13 protein-coding genes are annotated in these 19,596 nt (G+C 64.6%); 5 read left to right on the top strand and 8 right to left on the bottom strand.

What is annotated here, in order from left to right:
* Nucleotides 1-99: 99 nt before the first annotated feature.
* The 3 genes from QDT69_RS00335 (at nt 100) to QDT69_RS00345 (ending at nt 4,750) form a co-directional block, all read left to right on the top strand.
* On the top strand, nt 100-2,253 hold the full coding sequence (locus QDT69_RS00335; protein WP_279704690.1) for a type I secretion system permease/ATPase: 2,154 nt from the start codon (nt 100-102) through the stop codon (nt 2,251-2,253).
* A gap of 12 nt (nt 2,254-2,265) precedes the next feature.
* Entirely contained in the window at nt 2,266-3,516 is a 1,251-nt protein-coding gene (locus QDT69_RS00340) for an HlyD family type I secretion periplasmic adaptor subunit (protein WP_279704691.1), read from the top strand.
* Between the two features lie 220 nt (nt 3,517-3,736).
* On the top strand, nt 3,737-4,750 hold the full coding sequence (locus QDT69_RS00345; protein WP_279704692.1) for a transglutaminase-like cysteine peptidase: 1,014 nt from the start codon (nt 3,737-3,739) through the stop codon (nt 4,748-4,750).
* Between the two features lie 79 nt (nt 4,751-4,829).
* Here the strand turns inward: QDT69_RS00345 and QDT69_RS00350 are convergent, their stop codons facing one another.
* Nucleotides 4,830-11,594 (bottom strand): DUF5801 repeats-in-toxin domain-containing protein, encoded by a 6,765-nt coding sequence (locus QDT69_RS00350; RefSeq protein ID WP_279704693.1) that lies wholly within the window; start codon nt 11,592-11,594, stop codon nt 4,830-4,832.
* Nucleotides 11,595-11,830: 236 nt separating this feature from the next.
* Between QDT69_RS00350 and QDT69_RS00355 the strand changes: the two genes are divergently transcribed.
* Nucleotides 11,831-12,271, top strand: a complete 441-nt coding sequence (locus QDT69_RS00355; RefSeq protein ID WP_279704694.1) for a hypothetical protein — start codon at nt 11,831-11,833, stop codon at nt 12,269-12,271.
* Between the two features lie 77 nt (nt 12,272-12,348).
* Here the strand turns inward: QDT69_RS00355 and QDT69_RS00360 are convergent, their stop codons facing one another.
* A complete protein-coding gene (locus QDT69_RS00360; RefSeq protein ID WP_279704696.1) occupies nt 12,349-12,939 on the bottom strand; it encodes a hypothetical protein in 591 nt (196 codons plus the stop codon).
* Nucleotides 12,940-13,196: 257 nt separating this feature from the next.
* The gene (locus QDT69_RS00365) at nt 13,197-13,757 is read right to left on the bottom strand and encodes a DUF3617 family protein (protein WP_279704697.1); all 561 of its coding nucleotides are present in this window, start codon (nt 13,755-13,757) and stop codon (nt 13,197-13,199) included.
* A 306-nt stretch (nt 13,758-14,063) separates the two neighbouring features.
* On the opposite strand from QDT69_RS00365, the gene QDT69_RS00370 reads away from it, so the two are divergent.
* Entirely contained in the window at nt 14,064-14,438 is a 375-nt protein-coding gene (locus QDT69_RS00370) for a hypothetical protein (RefSeq protein ID WP_279704698.1), read from the top strand.
* 54 nt (nt 14,439-14,492) lie between these two features.
* Here the strand turns inward: QDT69_RS00370 and QDT69_RS00375 are convergent, their stop codons facing one another.
* The 5 genes from QDT69_RS00375 to QDT69_RS00395 all read right to left on the bottom strand — a co-directional run bounded on the left by QDT69_RS00375 (nt 14,493) and on the right by QDT69_RS00395 (nt 19,386).
* The gene (locus QDT69_RS00375; protein WP_279704699.1) at nt 14,493-14,753 is read right to left on the bottom strand and encodes a hypothetical protein; all 261 of its coding nucleotides are present in this window, start codon (nt 14,751-14,753) and stop codon (nt 14,493-14,495) included.
* Nucleotides 14,754-14,948: 195 nt separating this feature from the next.
* Entirely contained in the window at nt 14,949-15,719 is a 771-nt protein-coding gene (locus QDT69_RS00380; protein ID WP_279704700.1) for an SDR family oxidoreductase, read from the bottom strand.
* On the bottom strand, nt 15,720-16,517 hold the full coding sequence (locus QDT69_RS00385) for an SDR family oxidoreductase (RefSeq protein ID WP_279704701.1): 798 nt from the start codon (nt 16,515-16,517) through the stop codon (nt 15,720-15,722).
* On the bottom strand, nt 16,517-17,905 hold the full coding sequence (locus tag QDT69_RS00390; protein WP_279704702.1) for a transaminase: 1,389 nt from the start codon (nt 17,903-17,905) through the stop codon (nt 16,517-16,519). The genes QDT69_RS00385 and QDT69_RS00390 overlap by 1 nt, the downstream gene beginning before the upstream one ends.
* Nucleotides 17,902-19,386 carry an aldehyde dehydrogenase gene (locus QDT69_RS00395; protein ID WP_279704703.1) on the bottom strand — a complete coding sequence of 495 codons (1,485 nt, stop codon included), beginning with the start codon at nt 19,384-19,386 and terminating at the stop codon, nt 17,902-17,904. Before QDT69_RS00395 ends, QDT69_RS00390 begins: the two co-directional genes overlap by 4 nt.
* Nucleotides 19,387-19,596: the final 210 nt, after the last annotated feature.

Below are 19,596 nucleotides of genomic sequence, written 5' to 3' on the forward strand. Positions count from 1 at the left end.
CAGTTGTTGTTTCGAACCCCCAGCGCGGCGGCTGACGCCGTTCGCACTTCGCCGGATGATGCAACTTCGAAGCCTGCCGCGCCCGCCCGGCCGCGCGCCTTGGGCGACGATCCCCTCACCGCATCGCTGACTTTTCTCGCGGCTCATCACGGCCGCGCCGTCAGCCGCGAAGCGCTCCTCGGCGGACTTCCGATCATCGACGGGCGGCTGTCCGTTTCGCTCTACGATCGCGCGGCAAGGCGCGCGGGTCTGGAGACCGAGGCGATCAAGCGCGACATTTCGGACATTCCCGCGCTGGTCTTGCCGGCCGTCCTGATCATGAAGAACGGCTCTGCGCTCATCCTGCTCGGCACGGACGCAGCGGGCAGGACGATCAAGATCGTCGATCCGGCCACGCCGAATGCCCCGCGCATCGCGGATATCGCTTCGCTTGCCTCGGACTATACCGGCTACGCGTTTCTGGTGAGAAGCGCCGCGCAGGCTGACGCACGCACCGTCGCCGCAGGAGACATTCCCAGCAACCACTGGTTCTGGTCGGTGGTGAAGACGCACTGGCGCAGCTACGGACACATCGCGATCGCCGCCTTCCTGACCAACATCCTCGCGCTGGCGACGCCGCTGTTCACGATGAGCGTCTACGACCGCGTCATCCCCAACGGGGCGATCCCCTCCCTGATCGCGCTCTCGATCGGCATGGGCCTCGGCATCGTCTTCGATTTCATCTTCCGCATGGTCCGCAGTCGCATGATCGACGTGACCGGCAAGACCATCGACGTCGTGCTCGCCGCCAACATCTTCGAGCACGTGATGTCGGTGAAGATGGCGCAGCGGCCGACCTCGGTCGGCATCATTGCCAACCAGCTCCGCGAGTTCGACTCGGTGCGCGACTTCTTCACGTCCGGAAGCGTGGTTTCGGCGACGGACCTGCTGTTCGCCATCCTGTTCGTCGGCGTGCTGTTCATCATCGCCGGGCCGCTGGCCTGGATCCCGCTGGTCATGCTCCCGCTGGTGATGCTGATCGGCTTCCTGCTGCAGCGCCCGCTCGATCGCGCGATGAAGCGCCTGCAGGCCGAATCCGCCGCCCGGCACGGCGTGCTCGTCGAGTCCTTGTCCAGCCTCGAGACCGTCCGCGCGACCGGTGCCGAGGCACGGATGCAGACCTTGTGGGAACGCTCGGTCGCGGCGACCGCCCGATCCGGCGAGGACGTTCACTTCTGGTCGTCGATGTCGCTCACCAGCGCGAGCACTGCCCAGCAGATCACGAGCCTGCTCCTCGTCGTCGTCGGCATCTTCCTGATCCTCGACGGCAAGCTGAGCGTCGGCGCGCTGGTCGCCGCTAACATGCTCGCCGGCCGCATCCTGGCGCCGATCGCCGGCATCGCGTCCGTGATCACCAAGGGAACGCAGACGCTGTCGTCCCTCAAGGCGATCGACCGCATCATGTCGATCGAGCGGGAACGCTCGCCGACCCGGTCCTATGTCGCAAGACGGATCGACGACGGCAAGATCGCCTTCGAGAACGTGTCGTTCGCCTACCCCAACGCGCCGGGCAACGCGCTCGAAAAAGTCAGCTTCAAGATCGAGGGCGGAGAAAGGGTCGGCATCATCGGACGGGTGGGATCCGGCAAGACCACGGTCGGCCGGTTGCTGCTCGGATTCTACGAGCCGAAGGAAGGCCGTATCCTGGTCGACGGCGTCGACTCGCGGCAATACGATCCTTCGGACCTGCGCGCCGGCATCGGCTTTGCGATGCAGGATACCGACCTGTTCTACGGCAAGCTGCGCGACAACATCGCCCTCGGCAAGCCGGAGGCGACCGACGAGGAAATCCTGCTTGCCGCGCGGCTCTCCGGCGTCGAGAGCTTCATCGCCGGCCACCCGATGGGCTATGACATGCCCATCTCGGAAGGCGGCCGCAGCCTGTCGGGCGGCCAGAAGCAGGCGATCGGACTGGCGCGCGTCCTGATCCGCAAGCCGCGCGTGCTGTTCCTCGACGAGCCGACCGCGCATTTCGATATTCGCAGCGAGCAGGAATTCCTCGAGCGGCTCAAGGGGCTGCGCGACGACCGCATGACCATCATCATTTCGACCCACCGCCTGTCATTGCTGAACATGGTCGATCGCCTGCTGCTGTTCGACAACGGCCGCCTGGTGGCCGACGGCCCGCGCGACAAGGTGCTCGCCCTGCTCCAGGGCAAGCCCGCATCCGCGGCACCCGCGCCCGAGAACACGATCCAGCCGAAATCTGCATAACGAGCGAATATTATGGCGTCTTCCGATTTTGCGTTTGCAAACGATATCCGGTCCGCGGCGCTGCTGCGCACGCCCCGCACCTCCCGCATGCTGCTGTGGACGTCCTGCGCGCTGCTCGCGATGTTCCTGATCTGGGCGCATTTTGCCGTGCTGGACGAGGTCAAGCGCGGCAGCGGCCGCGTCGTGCCGTCGCGGCAGATGCAGGTGGTGCAATCACTCGAAGGCGGTATCGTCGGCGACATCCTGGTGCACGAAGGCGACATCGTTCAGCAGGGCCAGTCCCTGATGCGCATCGACGATACCAAGTTCGCCTCCGAGTTCGGCGAGATCCGCGAGCGCCGCGCGGCGATGGCGGCGCGCGTGGCCCGCCTCGACGCCGAGGCGCGCGGGCGAAGCGAGATCACCTTCCCGGACGATCTCGACAAGATGGTTCCCGCAGCCGTTGCGACCGAGAGCAGCGTGTTCAAGATGCGGGGTCAGAAGGTCGCGCAGGATATCGACGTGCTCAATCAGCAGGTCACCCGCCTCACCGGCTCGCTGAAGCTTCTGGAACGCGAGCAGACCCTGACCCGCAAGCTCTATGAGCAGAAGGTGGTGCCCGAGATCGAGATGCTGCGGCTCGACCGGCAGGCCACCGAGATGAAGGGCCAGCTGGCCGAAGCGCAGTCGAAGATCGCAAACATCACCGCGTCGTTCCGTTCGCAGGCCGACGAGGATCTCGCCAAATCGCGCGGCGACCTTGCCGTGCTCGACGAGAACATCAAGTCGGCCCAGGACCGGGTGCGCCGCACTGACCTGAAGGCACCGGTCCACGGCATCGTCAACAAGCTGAATGTCAGCACTATCGGGGCCGTCGTGGCGCCCGGCGCCAACCTCATGGATATCGTGCCGCTCGACGACACGCTGCTGGTCGAGGGCCGGATCCGCCCCCAGGACATCGCGTTCATCCGTCCCGACCAAGACGCGGTGGTGAAGATCAGCGCCTATGATTCCTCGGTCTACGGATCGCTGAAGGGCAAAGTCGAACGCATCAGCGCCGACACCATCGTCGACGACAAGGCGGAGAGGACCGAGCGTCAGGAAACCTTCTATCGGGTAATGGTGCGCACCGATAAGAACCATCTCGGCACCGAGCAGCATCCGCTGCCGATCATTCCGGGCATGGTGACCACGGTCGAGATCCAGACCGGCCACAAGTCCGTGCTGGACTACATCATGAAGCCCGCCCGCCTGCTGCGTGACGAGGCCCTGCGCGAACGCTGATCGGGGCCACAAAGTCCATGGTTAACCGATCATGACGTCAGGTCGTTCAACTTCGAACGAACCGGCAAACCCCGGATTGACCGCCTTCCCGACAATCCAGTCGGCGGCCCCCTCCACTTAACCCCGCTTAAGCGGCCAAGGCGCCAGTCTGCGTCCCGATAACAGCGGGGACGCAGATCGACGCACAGACGTTGACGGTCCCCGGCATTGGGGACGTCATATGAAGTCGCTGAAGTTTGCTTCGTCGGCCGTCATGGCCGTGGCTGCATTTTCAATAAGTCTTTGCGTTGCGCCGTCCGCGTTTGCCGCGGACGAACCCTCTTTCGGCACTCCCGCCGGCGAGCTTGCGCCGGCGTCGGATGCCGCGTCGAACCGCCCGCCCGCCACCTTCTTCACCATCACCGACGTCCTGGCCAAGCTCGACCGCCAGCGCGGCCGCGGGCCGAACGCCATGCGCACCGCCTCGCTGACGCCGCTGAATACGGCGACCGACGCCTTGCCGGCCGCGAAGCCGCTTCCGCCCGAAGGCACCGAGCCGTTCGGCCTGTTCACCTTTCGCGCGCCGGAGAACGGCCTGTGGCGCAAATGGCGCAGCCTCGAATCCGATCTCGCGAGGGAGCGGACTGTCCTCGAGCAGTGCCGCGAGAACGCGACCGGCTGCCCGCCCAATGCCGCGCAGTTCCTTCGCCTGATCAATGCGGTCAAGGCCAAATCCGGACGCGACCGGCTCGATGAGGCCAACCGCGCCGTCAACCAGGCGATCCGCTATGTGAGCGACTTCGCCCAGTACGGCGAGGCCGACCGCTGGACTGCGCCGCTCGCCACCTTTGCCACCGGCAAGGGCGATTGTGAGGACTATGCGATCGCGAAATACATCGCGCTCAGCGAAGCCGGCTTCCCGCGCGGGGAGCTGCGCCTGGTGCTGGGCCGCGACCGCGCCGTCCGCCAGGATCATGCCGTGCTGGCGGCGCGGCTGGATGGCCATTGGCTGATCCTGGACAGCCGCCGCTCCGAGCTGATCGACGACGGCGAACTCGCCAACTTCACGCCGATGTTTGCGATCAACGAGCGCGGTGTGCAGCTGTTTGCCGCGCCCTACGCCAAGCGGCTGCCGCTTGGCGACGAGCTCGACGCCGCACCGGCCGCCGCCAATGCGGCCGACTCCGAATGGAGCGGTGTGGAGCAACTCGAGGCCGCAGACCCGCTGCCGGGCTTCCTGCCCGTGCTCATGTAGCACTGCGTGAGCAAGGCCAGATCGAATAAAAAAATCCGCGGAGTCGCCTCCGCGGATTTTCGTTTGCTGCAAGCCAGGCCTAGTAAATATGAATGTTCGTGGCCGCCGGCACGCCGGTGCTCAGATGTGCGAGGTCCACCTTGTCGGAGCCGGTGCCATTTGCCGAGTACCAGAGCTCATGCGTATTATTATTGAAAAAGAACTTGTTCGCGGCGTTTCCAGCCTCGTTCCAGGCGGTCGCGTTGTTCTCAGTCCCGCCCGTGGCCGCCGATGACGTGAACTGGTTCGCCGCGAGCGGATTTGAAGCGCCCGCCGGGAGGTTTAGACCGCCCACGTGGAGAAGGACCAAGTCGCCGCTGTTGAAATCACTAATGGTAAAGTGGGCGGAGAGATTGAGAACAAACTTGTCGTTCCCACCATTACCAGTAAGCGTTTCAGCGCTTGCTCCGGCGACAATGACGTCATTTCCGGCAGTGCCCGTAAGGGTCGTTCCGCCATTGACGTTGACATCAAACGAGCCCGAAGTCGTGTCTCCGTCGCCGTCCTTTACACCCACGGTAAAGGGGACGTCAGTTTGACCATTGTTCACGAGCTCCGTAATTCCGGCCAACAGGATCTTGGACTTGCCGGAAACCTCATACAATTCCACGTAGTCGATATTTCCGTGTCCGTTGGCCGTAAGCGTGGTTCCATTGACCGATGAATCATAGACGCCGTGGGTCACAGTGCCGTCGACACTGTGCACGACATAGTCGATGATTGCCGTACCACCGGTCGCTTTGACCGAGAATGTGATCTGATTTCCCGTTGCAACGGAAGAAGCACCAGGCGCTATGCCGTAAGTCCAAGTATCGCCGTTGCTGTTGTCGCCGACAGCCCCAAAATCAAAGCGCATGAGATCGCCGGCGTTGAAGTTGTTGCTGCTGACGCCTTCGCCCGACGCACTTGCGTTGACGAAATCCTGGGTCACCTGGAAAGGCGTCAGCGTGTCGTGGGTTTCGTTGAACCAGGCATTAACATTGAACAATCCGGTTGTGTGGTAGCCCGTCAAATTGGTGACGGGGTTGCCGGTCGTGTCTGCCAATGTGGCAAACACAACCGGGCCGGAACCACCCAGATTGGCCGGATTGACGGACAGCGGCGTATATGAATCGAGGGTATGTAAGAGGTCGAACGAGTAGGTCGATGTTGCCGAATTAAGGGTTACGGTGAAGACGTCCACCCCATTGGCAACGCCATGCAGGACGCCGCTTGCATCGACATATTCCGAAACCGCAAATCCACCCGACTGGATCGTCGTTGCCGTCGGATGTAGCGGATCCAGGGATACGCCCGTGAAGTAGAGGGACGCGAGACCGTCCGCGCCCGTTATGTATTGCAGATCTCCCGTGACGCTGAAGCCTGCCTGATTGGCAAGCACGCCGTGCTCTGCCGACGTCCAAGACGGACCGTCGTCGTGGAACGTGACATGCGTGCTCAGATCGAGCTTCTGGCTGGCGCTGTCGCCGTCCTTGTCGGTCACCGTCGCGGTCAGCGTCACCAGACCACCGGTCAGGCTGATGCCTTCGCCAGTGTCCGGGCTGGAGGCGGTGGGCTCATGCACCGCGCGATCCTGTGTCAGGGTCACATTGCCTGTCGCAGGATCGACCGACAGCGTGAACACCAGCCAGGCCGCCTGGCCCTCATGGCCGGTGACATAGCCGGAGATCGTATTGCCCGTCTGATCGAGCACCACCGCAAGACCGGAGGCGCTGTCGATCAGGTTGGTCGCGGTGCCGTTGCCCGCGATGCTCAGCGCATAGGCCGTGGTCGCGCCGTCGGCGCCGGTCACAACCGTGAACGCGCCGGCGAAGCTCTCCTTGTCGAGGGTATGGCCCTGGGTCGGCACCGCGTCCGGCGTCGAGCCGTTGATGCCGGCATTCGTCGAGGCCGAGAGATAGGCTTCATAAGTGTTCAGCGACGCAACCGTTCCGCTCAGCTTGATCGACGGACCGTCGTCGTGGAACGTGACGTGGCTGCTCAGATCAAGGTTCTGGGCGGCGCTGTCGCCATCCTTGTCGGTCACCGTCGCCGTCAGCGTCACCAGGCCACCGGTCAGGCTGATGCCCTCACCGGTGTCAGGGCTGGAGGCGGTCGGCTCGTGGACCGCGCGATCCTGCGTCAGTGTCACGTCGCCGGTCGCGGGATTGACGGTCAGCGTGAACACCAGCCAGGCGGCCTGATTTTCATGGCCGGTGACATAGCCAGAGATCGTGTTGCCGGTCTGGTCGAGCACGACGCCAAGACCAGAGGCGCTGTCGATCAGGTTGGTTGCGGTGCCATTGCCCGCGATGCTCAGCGCATACGCCGTGGTCGCGCCGTCGGCACCCGTCACCACCGTGAACGCACCGGCGAAGTTTTCCTTGTCCAGCGCATGACCCTGGGTCGGAACCGCATCCGGCGTCGAGCCGTTGATGCCCGCATTCGTCGAAGCCGAGAGGTACGCCTCGTAGGTGTTCAGCGACGCAACCGTCCCGCTCAGCGAGATCGACGGACCATCATCGTGGAACGTGACGTGACTGCTCAGATCGAGCTTCTGGCTGGCGCTGTCGCCGTCCTTGTCGGTCACCGTCGCGGTCAGCGTCACCAGACCACCGGTCAGGCTGATGCCTTCGCCAGCGTCCGGGCTGGAGGCGGTGGGCTCATGCACCGCGCGATCCTGTGTCAGGGTCACATTGCCTGTCGCCGGATCGACCGTCAGCGTGAACACCAACCAGGCGGCCTGGTTCTCATGGCCGGTGACATAGCCGGAGATCGTGTTGCCGGTCTGATCGAGCACGACTGCGAGGCCGGAGGCGCTGTCGACCAGATTGGTCGCGACCCCGTTGGCCGAGATGCTCAACGTATAGGCGGTGGTCGCGCCGTCTGCGCCGGTCACCACCGTGAAGGCACCGGCGAAGTTCTCCCTGTCGAGCGCGTGACCTTGCGTCGGCACCGCGTCCGGCGTCGAGCCGTTGATGCCGGCATTGGTCGCGGCCGAGAGGTACGCTTCGTAGGTGTTCAGCGAACCGACCGTCCCGCTCAGCGTGATCGACGGACCATCGTCGTGGAACGTGATATGCGAGCTGAGGTCGAGCTTCTGCGCGGCGCTGTCGCCGTCCTTGTCGGTCACGGTCGCGGTCAGCGTCACCAGGCCGCCGGTCAGGCTGATACCCTCGCCGGTGTCCGGGCTGGAGGCGGTGGGCTCGTGGACCGCGCGATCCTGCGTCAGCGTCACGTCGCCGGTCGCGGTGTTGACCGTCAGCGTGAACACCAGCCACGCCGCGTCACCTTCATGACCGGTCACATAGCCGGAGATCGTGTTGCCGGTCTGGTCCAGCACCACGCCGAGACCGGAGGCACTGTCGATCAGATTGGTCGCGGTGCCGTTGCCGGCAATGCTCAGCGTGTACGCCGTAGTCGCATTATCAGCGCCGGTCACCACCGTGAACGCGCCAGCGAAGTTCTCCTTGTCCAGCGTATGACCCTGGGTCGGCACCGCATCCGGCGTCGAGCCATTGATGCCGGCGTTGGTCGAAGCCGAGAGGTATGCCTCAAAGGTGTTCAGCGAACCGACCGTGCCGCTCAGCGAGATCGACGGACCATCATCATGGAACGTGACGTGGCTGCTCAGATCGAGGTTCTGGCTGGCACTGTCACCGTCCTTGTCGGTGACCGTCGCGGTCAGCGTCACCAGGCCACCGGTCAGGCTGATGCCTTCGCCGGTATCCGGGCTGGAGGCGGTGGGCTCGTGGACCGCGCGATCCTGCGTCAGCGTCACATCGCCGGTCGCGGTGTTGACCGACAGGGTGAACACCAGCCAGGCCGCCTGGCCCTCATGGCCGGCCACATAGCCGGAGATCGTGTTACCGCTCTGGTCGAGCACAACGCCGAGACCGGAAGCACTGTCGATCAGGTTGGTTGCGACCCCGTTGGCCGAGATGCTCAGCGCATACGCCGTGGTCGCGTTGTCAGCGCCGGTCACAACCGTGAACGCGCCGGCGAAGCTCTCCTTGTCGAGCGCATGGCCCTGGGTCGGCACCAGATCCGGCGAGGAGCCGTTGATGCCGGCATTGGTCGCAGCCGACAGATAGGCCTCGTAGGTGTTTAGCGAGTTGACGTTCCCGCTCAGCGAGATCGACGGACCATCATCGTGGAACGTGACATGCGAGCTGAGGTCGAGCTTCTGGCTCGCGCTGTCGCCGTCCTTGTCGGTCACCGTCGCGGTCAGCGTCACCAGGCCGCCGGTCAGGCTGATGCCCTCGCCGGTGTCCGGGCTGGAGGCGGTGGGCTCGTGCACCGCACGGTCTTGCGTCAGCGTCACGTCGCCGGTCGCAGTGTTCACCGATAGCGTGAACACCAGCCAGGCCGCATCACCTTCATGACCGGTCACATAGCCGGAGATCGTGTTGCCGGTCTGGTCGAGCACGACGCCGAGACCGGAGGCGCTGTCGATCAGGTTGGTCGCGGTGCCGTTGGCGGCAATGCTCAGCGCATAGGCCGTGGTGCCGCCGTCGGCACCAGTCACCACCGTGAACGCGCCGGCGAAGCTCTCCTTGTCGAGCGCATGGCCCTGGGTCGGCACCGCATCGGGCGTCGAGCCGTTGACGCCCGCGTTGGTCGCGGCCGACAGATAGGCCTCAAAGGTGTTCAGCGAGTTGACGTTCCCGCTCAGCGAGATCGACGGACCATCGTCGTGGAACGTGATATGCGAGCTGAGGTCGAGCTTCTGGGCGGCGCTGTCGCCGTCCTTGTCGGTGACCGTCGCGGTCAGTGTCACCAAGCCATCGTTCAGGCTGATGCCCTCATGGGTGTCCGGGCTCGAGGCGATGTTCTCGTGCACCGCGCGGTCCTGCGTCAGCGTCACGTCGCCGGTCGCCGTGTTCACCGTCAGCGTGAACACCAGCCAGGCCGCCTGGCCCTCATGGCCGGCCACATAGCCGGAGATCGTGTTACCGCTCTGGTCGAGCACAACGCCGAGACCAGAGGCGCTGTCGATCAGGTTGGTCGCCGTGCCGTTGCCGGCAATGCTCAGCGCGTACGCCGTGGTGCCGCCGTCGGCGCCGGTCACCACCGTGAACGCGCCGGCGAAGCTCTCGGTGTCGAGCGCATGGCCCTGGGTCGGCACCAGATCCGGCGTGGAGCCATTGACGCCCGCATTGGTCGCGGCCGACAGAAACGCTTCAAAGGTGTTCAGCGAGCCAACTTTTCCGGTCAGCGCGATCGACGGACCGTCATCGTGGAATGTGACGTGGGTGCCGAGGTCGAACTTCTGGCTGACGCTGTCACCGTCATTGTCAATCACCGTAGCGGTCAGCGTCACCAGGCCGCCGGTCAGGCTGATGCCCTCATGGGTGTCCGGGCTCGAGGCGATGTTCTCGTGGATCGCGCGGTCCTGCGTCAGCGTCACGTCGCCGGTCGCGGTGTTCACGGTCAGCGTGAACACCAGCCAGGCCGCCTGGCCCTCATGGCCGGCCACATAGCCGGAGATCGTGTTGCCGCTCTGGTCGAGCACAACGCCGAGACCGGAGGCGCTGTCGATCAGGTTGGTCGCGGTGCCGTTGGCTGCGATGCTCAGCGCATAAGCCGTGGTGCCGCCGTCGGCGCCGGTCACGATCGTGAACGCGCCGGCAAAGCTCTCCTTGTCGAGCGCATGCCCCTGGGTCGGCGACGCATCCGGTGTCGAGCCGTTGACGCCCGCATTGGTCGCGGCCGACAGATAGGCCTCGAACGTGTTCAGCGAGCTCGACGTCCCGCTCAGCGAGATCGCCGGGCCGTCGTCGAGGAACGTCAGATGCGGACCGACATCGGCGGTCGCGCTGCCCGTCTGGTTGAAGACGTCGGTCACCGTCGCCGTCAGCGTGACCAGCCCGGCCGGCAGATGCACACCTTCGTTGATGTCACCGCCAACCTCGCCGGTACCTTCCTTCATCGAGCGAAGATCGGTCAGCGTGATGTGGCCGGTAGCATCAACCGAGATCGTGAAGTCAGCGTGCCCGTTCTGACCTCCTTCGCGGCCGACGACCTGCCCGTTCTCCAGGAACAGGAACACGTGATTGCCGGTCTGCGAATCGATCAGGCCGGAGTCGACGCCTTGCGCGCTGATCGACAGCGCAAAGGCTACCGACTTCTCGCCACCCGGCGCCGTGATGGTGAACGGCATCAGCCCGGTCGCCACGGTCGATCCTGCGGGGCCAAGCCCGGAGCCGGCGATGCCGTTGGTCGCAACGGTCAGGAAGCTCTCGTCCACCGCCAAGTTTGGCGCGGCGCCCAGGGAAATGGTGGGTGCGGCAGGTGTCGAGCCCTGCGGAAGCGCGGGGCCGGTCGGGCCCGTATCGTTGATAGGCGGCAGTCCCTCCGGTCCAGCCAACACGTTGGTGGGCACGGGATCCAGCGGATCAACCGCAAACGGGCTGAAGTTCGCACCGCTCGCCTGCGCGTTGCCGCCATTGTCGGCCGCCGGCAACACGGACGAGTCCGTGCTGATCGGAAACAGGCTTGCAAACTCCTGCACCGAGACGTCGCGCCCCGGCGCCATCTCGATGGTGATGTTGTGCTGCCCGTCCGCGCGGGAGTCGAAGAAAGGCTCAACCGTGACGGTCGACTGGTTGTCGAACAGGATGATCAGCTTTTCGCCGATATGAACCAGCGTGATCTTCTCCTTGGCGATCGCCGAGAAGTCGACCTTCACCTTCTGGTCGTATCCGAGATTGACGACCACCGCCTGATCGGTCAGCGGCTTCGTCAGTGTGTAGATTCTTACGGGAGCCGAATTGGTGGAATTGCCGGTGCCGGTAGCCTGAGCGACCTGAAACGAACCCTGCATTATCAACTCCGCAAAAATGCGATTAGAGGAAAAGTTGTAGAAAAATTTAGTTTTAGGCTATTGTTAACCCTCCCCCCGGTCAAGGAATGTATTTGGTTAATCAATGCTTTCCGTGGAAGTGTGGTAAAGATCCGACAGGCGGGAGCTGCAAGAACAACGGCTTAGCCCGTTTAACTTGGTCGAAAGGCAGTATTTGCCCGGCCCTGCTCGTCCTGATCGGCGATTTGGAGCGGTCGATGCGTGTGATTCTTCAGGCGTGTGCCGCCATTTTGATTTGCGGCTCTTTCGGTGCGGCGGCCGCGCAAGCCCCACAACAACCAGTCCCCTCCGAGACCACGGTCGAACGCCAGTATCGGGCGCTCGCCAACCGGGACACCCAAATCGGCATCTACCTCAACGTATTGCCCGATTGTACGTCGGGGCCGCTGCCGACCATCCGGCTGGTCAGTCCACCTACTGCCGGCAAGGTTGTGGTGAAGACAGCGAAGGCCAAGGCGACCAACTACAAGGCCTGCCTGGCGCTCGAGGTGCCCGCCTATGTCGCCTTCTACAAGGCGCCGCCCGAATTCCTCGGCGACGATGTCTTGACCATCGAGGTCAAGTACCAGGGCGGCCGCACCGAGATTCAGAAGATCACCGTCAAGGTCAGCGGGCCCGGCGGCCAGCAAAAGATCTGACGGCGCCGCAGGCGATCTTGGCCCCGCCGATCTGACGGGTGCATCGGCACAAAGCCGCGCCGGGCCTGAACGCCGCCCTAGAGCGGCTCGCCCTCTGCCGTCTCCTGGTCCAAATCACGCGAGACTTCGCTCGGCGCTGCGGCCGGCTGGCCAAGCTGCGCCCGCTCCTCGTGGCAATCGCTGATCCGACGGGCGACCACCCGGTCCGTCCGCGGCGCCTGGCCATGGACTTCATTGACCTCGGTATAGGCCTCGTCGCTCAGAACCGTGATGACGGTGCTGACCGGCCCCATGTAGTCGCAGCGGTTGGAGAAGACGTACCTGTTGTTCACCTTCTCCGGCCTTGAGGAATGGCAGTTTCCGATCGACGGCGACGAGAACGTCGCCTTCATCGCCTGGGTCGGGTCGACACAGCGCAGCATCTCGCGCTCAAGCAGCTTTTGCCGGATATTCGAGGGCGACACGAGCTCCAGCGTCCGCACGAACCGCCACATCCCTTTCCGGAAGGTCGGCCCGTTGAAGCTCTCCTCGGCCACCGCGCCGTGGGAAGCGAACAAGGACACGGAAAGCGCGATCACGGCGCCAAGCGCGCAGGCGAAGACCTTCGACTGCCCGAAGCCCTCACGCGAAGTCATTTGATGAATCCTTATCGGCTGCACGGTGCGCATCGCGTGACTTCACTTGAAGCACGCCCAACCTCACTTCATTCCAGAACACTTCGCGTTAAGGTCGAGTAAATACTCGCCCTTTTGGTTGAGGTTCTCCGCCGTCAAGTGCTCGACCCGGCGCGAGGCAGGATCAAGGCCGACCGCGGAAAACCCGCTCCGCGAGAAATTAAGGTCCGGGACGAACCCGCCGCAAAACCCGGCCCATGCCCCAGCCCCTGGCAGGCTGACGCCGGCAAGCGACCTCGGCCGATCGCGAGCTAGTGCTGCAAACGCGCCGCGGCGGACTTTTCGGAATTGGCGGCACCGGCATCGTCGCAGTCGCCGATCCTGGTGGCGACGACCGTGTCGGTCCTCGGATTCTCTCCGGTGCTGACCTCGTTGAGCTCGGTATAGGCCTCGTCGCTGCGTACCGTGATGACGGTGCTGACCGTGCCCATGTAGTCGCACCGGTGCCCGAAGGTGTAGCGATTGCCGACCTTCTCCGGTTTGTCCGAGACGCAGCTTCCGACCGGTTCTGGCGAGAACGTGGCCTTCATGGCGAAGGTCGGGTCGACGCAGCGCGTGGTCTCCGCGTTGACCACCCGGTACTTGAAATTCTTGTTCGCGCTCCTGCCGACGTCGAGCGTTCGGATGAAGCGCCACAAGCCTTTGCGGAAGCTCGGGCCGGAAAACGAGTGATCGCCTTGCGGGGGCTGCGCCGCCGCTGTCCGGCCATTCACCGGTTGAGGAGATGGCGTCTGCGCGTGCGCGGCCGACGACAACACCGGGACGATCATCAAGGTCAGTACCGAACCTGCAATGGCACCACGGAAGTTCATTCCCACCCCCGATGTTCGCCCACGACCCGTCGCGATGCGAACCGGTCTGGCGCTTGAAGCTGTCGCTGCGCAACGACTCAAATACCCCCCACCACTTGCAAGCCAATTGTGGCCGGTAAAGGCACGTTGTCGCAGCTGGACAATCTCCAGCTCAATTCCGTTCCACTGCAGCAAACTTGCAACACCCGGCGCTCGAACCCTGTGTCTACCTCTGCCGCAGGTTTGACCTTGAAGCCTTTTTTTGCTCATTTAGCGCGAGTTATTTTTCCTCAATTACTTAGCCTATCGCTGCACGAGGGGGCACTGATGCGTATTCGAATTGGCTACATGGTCGCCGGCATTTTGGCTTTGGGCGCAGCACTCTCGGGCACTTCCAGGCCGGCGGCGGCCGCGGATCTCGGCCTGGTCACGAAAGCAGCGGTCGGCACCTGCACCGAGATCGTGTTCACCTGCGAGAACGGCCATCAGTATCCGCTGTGCCCGCGCGCTGTGTCGGTCGAGGGCGAGGTGGTCACGGCCTCCCTGCTCACCGGCCATGGCGGCATCCATGTGCGGCACGTTCCGATGGGCGTCGGCTACCGCTACGCGGGCCGCGGCATCTGGCTGGACGGCTTCCGGGAAAACGCGCTGCTCAACTTCGGCAAGCACCATCAGGTGGCCTGCACCATCGCGCACTCATGAGTGCGCGCTCTGCGTCGCTCCAATGGGCGTGATGCAGAGCAGCTAAGCCGCTCTTCACCCCTTGGTGCGGAGCACCACGCGCGACGATCGCGAGAACATATACGCCTTCGGATGGACGTAGACCGGGCAGTAATCCTGCCACTGGTACAGCTGCCAATTCCATTTCCAGCAGCCCGATTCAATCTGCGGCTCCTGCACGTAGTCCAGCCGGTACGGCGGATCGCCAAACGGATACTCGCCGCACTTCGCCGCCGTCGATGACAGGACGACGATGGAAGCGGCCGCCGCAATGATCACAGAAAATGACTTGTTCATAACGCCCCTCGATCGAATGACGTGACGGCGCGAGAGTGCCAAATCCACCGGGCCTTATCAAGGTGCCGGCCGCCACACTCCGACGCCAATCGGCCGCTCTGGAGCGTTGTCGAGCGAAGTGGATACCGGTTCGCGTGAAGAATGCGCGTCAAACAAAGATCCAGAGCCTCGTTCCGATTTAATCGGAACGAGGCTCTAGACCGCGCGATTCTGCGTCGGCGAGCGGCCGCCGCCATCGGCGACCAGCACCGCCCCCGTCACGAACGACGCCTCGTCGGACGCCAGGAACAGGCAGCATGCCGCGATCTCGGCCGGCTCGGCCATCCGTCCCAAAGCGATCCGCCGTTCGACACTGCGAAACTCGGTCTCGGCGGTGGTGCCGTTCTGGTCCGCGAGCAACTGCATTTCATAGGCGCTCATCGGCGTCCGCACCCAGCCGGGCGCCACTGCATTGGCTCTGACGCCGTCGGTGCCGTGGGCGTAGGCCAGCGAACGTGTATAGGCGACGACGGCCGCCTTGCTGGCGGCGTAGCTTGCGCTGCCCGGGCTGGCGTTGAACGCAGCCACGGAGGCGATGTTGACGATCGCGCCGCCGCGCTGCCGCAGCAGGGGCAAGGATGCCCGGCAGACCCGCATCGTCCCGGTGAGGTTGACATCAAGCGTTTTGGCCCAGACCTCGTCGGAGACGCTTGCGGGCTGATCCGGCACGATCAGGCCGGCGGCGTTGACGACGATGTCGAGCCACGCGCCACAGGCAGCGACGGCTTTGGCAATGTCGTCCGCACGCGTGACATCGCCAAGGACCGCCTGCCCGCCGCACTCCGCCGCAGCTTCCTGAAGCTCGGCATCACCCAAGCCGAACAGCACGACGCGCGCGCCGCTCAACGCCAGCAGCACGGCGGTGGCCCGGCCGATCCCCGTGGCTGCGCCCGTCACCAACGCGGTCTTTCCGTCGAGCCGCGGCATCTAGACTCCCCACTGCCGTTCGACGGCAAATCCGGTCTCCGGCAAGGTCGAGCCGCCGTCGACGACGATTGTCTGCCCGGTGACGTATCCGGCCTCAACGGAGGCGAGGTAGAGCATCGCGCAGGCGATGTCGTCGGCGCTTCCCATGTGCCCCATCGGAATGAAGCGTTCGAGTTTGGCCTTGTTCTCCGGCGCGCTCATGGTGCCGCGGCCCGGCTTCTCGATGAAGCCGGCCTCGACGCCGTTGACCGTGATGCCGTCGCGGGCGAGCTCGAAGGCGGCACCGCGGATGAACGCGTTCGCACCGGCTTTCGCCGCCGAGTAATGCGCGCCGCCGCCCATCGCAACGCGCGCGGACACCGAGGATGTCACGAGGATGCGCCCAAACTTGTTGGCACGCATGTGCGGAATTGCCGCCTGTGCAAGCCAGATGCTGGCGTTCAGGTTCAGCGCCAACGTCTGGTCGAGCTTGGCCTCATCGAGCTCTTCCAGCGAAGACCAAGGACAACCGCCGGCATTGTGCACGACGATATCGAGCCGGCCGTATTGAGCGGCGATATCGTCAACCATTGCACGCAGGCTACCACGATCGAGCCTGTCGAACGGGACACAGCTCGCCACCCGTCCATCAGCCACCAGTTCGCGCGCCAGCGCCTCGGCCACATCAGGCGTGCGGTTGGCGATCACCACGGTCGCACCGGCCTGCGCGAGCCGTGTCACGATGGCGGCGCCGATCCCCCTGCCTCCGCCGGTGACGATCGCGACCCGGCCGTCAAGCTTGAATGGAAGCGCCTGCATCAGATTGCTCCCGCTCCGCGCAGCAGATCGATGAACTGCGCGAACACCGCCGTATGCTTGTCGACATCCTGCGCCGAGGTCGCCGGACACATCAGCAGCATGGTGTGGAACGGCGTCACCAGAATGCCCTCGTTCATGTAGAACGCATGCAGCAGGGTCTCGATATCTGGTTGCCGGCCCGCAATCACGTCGGCGCCGCTGCGTGGCGGGTGCGGCATGAACATGATCTCGGCGCGCGCGCCGATCTGCGTGACGTGCCAGGGCAGACCGGCCGCCGCGATCAGCCGGCGCGCCTCCTGCGCGAGACAGGTCGCCGTTCCGATCATCCGCTCGTAATTCGCCGACGTCAGCACCTGCTCCAGCACCGCGCGCATGGTCGCGACCGTCAGCGCGTTGCCGGCGAGCGTGCCGCCGAAGCCGAGATGCGCCGACTGCCGCTCGCGCGGATTGACGTGAGGCACGAGCTTCCACAGCCGTTCCGCAATCTCCTGGCTCAGCCCGAACACGCCGGCGGGGATTCCGCCCGCGATCGCCTTGCCCGCGACGAAGATGTCGGGCTCGAGCCCGTGGCTTGCCGTGTAGCCGCCCGGTCCGCAGGACAGCGTATGCGTCTCATCGATGATGAGGACGGTGCCGACGCGGCGAGTGAGATCGCGCAAGGCTCGGTGAAAACCAGGATCGACCGGGATCATGCCGAAATTCGTCATCAGCGGCTCGGTCAGCACGCAGGCGACGTCCCCCTGCGCCAGCGCCGCCTCGAGTGCCGCGACATCGTTGAACTCGACCACCCGGCTCACCGCGTCATGATCGATGCCGTTGGGATGGATCATGTTGCGCAGGCCGACGCGGCCGTCGCGGATCTCGACATGCGCCTCCTCGACGCCGCCATGATAGCAGCCGGAGAACACCAGCACCCTGCGCCGGCCGGTGATCATGCGCGAAATGCGGATCGCGGCGCGGTTGGCATCGGTCGCCGATGTCGTCAGCGTCCAGTATTTCGGACCGAAGCGGCGCGACAGCTCGGCGCCGACCCAGAGACTGTCCTCGGTCGGCAGCATCATGGTCGCACCGCGCTTGAGCTGCGCGAGCGCGGCCTCCGTCACCGCCTCGGGCGCATGCCCACACATGCCGCCGGTGTCGCCGAGGCAGAAATCGATATAGTCGCGGCCATCGATATCTCTGATATGCGCGCCCTGCGCCTCCTCGACATAAACCGGGAAGCCACCGGCCCAGCGCCGCATCCAGTGCGACGGACCGCCATAGAGGTAATGCTGCCTGCCTTCCTGCCAAGCTGCGGCCGATCGCGGATGCAGGGTACGAAAGCGCTCCTGCTCGGCATCGAGCAATCGGTTCAGAACGCCCGCGCGTTCAGCGGCCAAAGTTGTCATAGCGCGATCCAGGCGGTCTTGAGGTCGGTATAGGCGTCGAGCGCGTGCAGCGACTTGTCGCGTCCGAAGCCGGATTGCTTGAAGCCGCCGAGCGGCACCGTGATGTCGGCGCCGCCATAGGCGTTGACGTGCACGACGCCGGCCCTGATGGCGCGCACCATGCGGTGCGCAGTCGACAAACTTCCGGTCCACACCGCCGATGCAAGTCCATAGGGCGTCGCATTGGCGAGCATGACGGCCTCGTCCTCGCTATCGAACCGCGTAACCGACAGCACCGGGCCGAACACCTCCTCGCGCCAGACCTCCATCGACGGCGTCACCTCGGCGAGGATCGCCGGCGCCATGAAGTTGCCGCCGCTCTCGACCCGGATCTGCTCGCCGCCGATCAGCCGCTTCGCGCCCTGCGCTTCCGCGCGGGCAACGGCGTCGAGGTTCTTGCGCAACTGCACCTGGCTCGAAATCGCGCCTATATCGGAAGTCAGGTCGAGGGGATCCCCGACCCTGAGTTTTACGGTGGCGTCGAGCAACGCATCCATGAAGCGATCATAGACCTGCGACTGCACCAGCAGCCGCGAGCCGGCGACGCAGACCTGGCCGGAGTTGCGGAAGATGCCGTTCGCCGAGACCTTGGCCGCCTGCTTGATGTCGGGCACATCGGCGAACACGATGTTGGGCGACTTGCCGCCGAGCTCGAGATGAACCCGCTTCAGGTTCGACCGCGCCGAGCATTCCAGCAGCCGCCGGCCGACCGCGCCCGAGCCGGTGAAGGCCAGCACATCGACATCCATATGCAGCGCGAGCGCCTCGCCGGCCGATGCGCCGCGCCCGGTGACGACATTAAGCACGCCGTCCGGCAGGCCCGCTTCGGTTGCGAGCTCGGCAAGCCGCAGCAGCGTGAGCGAGGCCAGCTCCGGCGGCTTGACCACGACCGAATTGCCGGCGGCGAGCGCAGGAGCGATCTTCCAGGCGCCGATCATCAGCGGGAAATTCCACGGCACGATCACGCCGACGACGCCGAGCGGCTCGCGATGCACCAGCCCGAGCACGTCGCCTGAGGTCGGCGCGATCTCGCCATACACCTTGTCGATCGCCTCGGCGTAATAGCGGATCGTGCCGGCCGCCGACAGCGGTTCGGCCTTGTAGGCCATGCCGATCTCGGTGCCGTTGTCGCGCACACCGAGCACCGCGGTCTCGAGCGCGTGCTGCTCGATGAGATCGGCGAACCGCAGCAGCACCTTCTTGCGCTGCGCCGGCGCCGCGCGCGACCAGCTGCCCTGCTCGAAGGCCTGCCGCGCCTGTTTCACCGCACGGTCGACATCGGCCGCATTGCCATCCTCGATGGTCGTCAGCAGCTGACCGTCGATCGGCGATACGACGTCGAGCCGCGCCTCACTGACCGACTGCGCAGGTCTGCCGCCGATGAAGAGCTGCTGGGCCGGAATTGCGGCCGATCGGAGTTGATCGATCTGGGCTTGCTGCATGTGGGATCATTGTGACGATGACAAAATGCGGCTCCCGACCGGAGGCCGCTGGCAGGCGCAATCCTCGCCAAATCAAGGCTTTGGCAGCAATCAACCGATAGGTGGATGTCACCGCGGCTACTCCCCTCATAGCGTGATTGCACGATGGCCGAACGCTCTGCACGCTCGGTGCAAACCCGTCGCCCACGATCATTCACGCCTGCCGGCGAG

Origin of the sequence: Bradyrhizobium sp. CER78 (genome assembly GCF_029846235.1) — a bacterium.
Lineage (GTDB): Bacteria > Pseudomonadota > Alphaproteobacteria > Rhizobiales > Xanthobacteraceae > Bradyrhizobium.